The sequence below is a fragment of the Kitasatospora sp. MBT63 genome (assembly GCF_000710465.2).
Classification (GTDB): Bacteria; Actinomycetota; Actinomycetes; order Streptomycetales; family Streptomycetaceae; genus Kitasatospora.
The window spans coordinates 7,779-8,872 of the sequence record NZ_JAIZ01000799.1 but is presented as its reverse complement, the minus strand read 5'-3'; the positions used below and the strand labels follow the sequence as shown (position 1 = coordinate 8,872).

1 protein-coding gene is annotated in these 1,094 nt (G+C 72.8%); it reads right to left on the bottom strand.

Annotated features, from left to right (window positions below; translation table 11 throughout):
- Positions 1-76 precede the first annotated feature (76 nt).
- Positions 77-1,094: phospholipase domain-containing protein (locus AA75_RS53195; RefSeq protein WP_233289429.1), on the bottom strand; the 1,018-nt coding region annotated here is incomplete at its 5' end.

The window sequence follows — 1,094 nt, the reverse complement described above, 5'->3', positions numbered from 1 at the left end:
CGCCCCCCCCCCCCCCCCCCCCGCCACTCCTGCGGCGGGCCGGCGGCGGGTGCGGCGGGCCACCGGGCCCGGCCGGTCAGCCGCTGACGCCGGCGGCGCCGGTCTCGATGTGGCCGGTGGCCCGGCGGCTCCAGGCGGCGTCGCTGCTGACGGTGACGGTGAAGTCGTACCAGCCGTGGGCGATGGTGACGGCGTTGAAGTAGTCGGACACCGTGGCGCCCGGCGCGACCTGGTACGTCCAGGTCCCGGTGCGGTAGTTGTTCGAGGTGACGGTGAAGGTGACGGCGCTGGTCCCGGTGTTGGTCAGCTTGAACCACAGCGCCTGCTTGCCGGTGTCCGGCGCGGGCGCGTAGGAGGTGGACGCCTCGGCGGCCTTGCCGGCGGTGGTCGCGTTGCCGGCGAAGCGGCGCAGGAAGCGGTTGGGGCCGAGCACGGTGAGGTCGTACTGGCCGTTGCCGTAGTTGGCGCCGATGTTGAAGAAGTCGCTGGTGCTGCCGTCCGTGCCGGTGGCGGCGTTGTGCGGGGCCACCGTGTACTGCCAGGGACCGCCGCTGCGGTACGCGTTGGCGTGGACCGAGTAGTGGGCCCAGGCGGTGGCCTGCGGGCCCTGGTTGGCCAGGTCCAGCCAGAGCAGGATCTGGTTGTTCGCGTTGTACTCGATCCGGTCCACCCAGGCGTTGGGCTGGTAGGGCAGGGCCCGGGCGGGCTTGGTGCCCGCCTCCTGGACCGGCATCGCGTTGGTGCCGGGACTGGGGTTGATCATCGTGTTGGCGGTGGCCTGGCTGATCGTCGCACTGGTGTCGGGCAGCGCCGGCAGGCCGTAGACCGGATTGGCGAAGTCGAAGGCACCGGTGAGGTCGCCGCAGACCTGGCGGCGCCAGGCGCTGATGTTGGGGCAGACGGCCGGGGTGCCCAGGGCGGCGGTCCAGGTCTCCAGGAAGCGGATGACGCTGGTGTGGTCGTACACCCGGGAGTCCACCCAGCCGCCGCGGGTCCACGGCGAGGCGATGATCATCGGGACCCGGAAGCCGAGGCCGATGTTGGTGCCGTTGTAGAACTCCCCGGCGGTGCCGGCCGGCGCGGCGGGCGGGGGG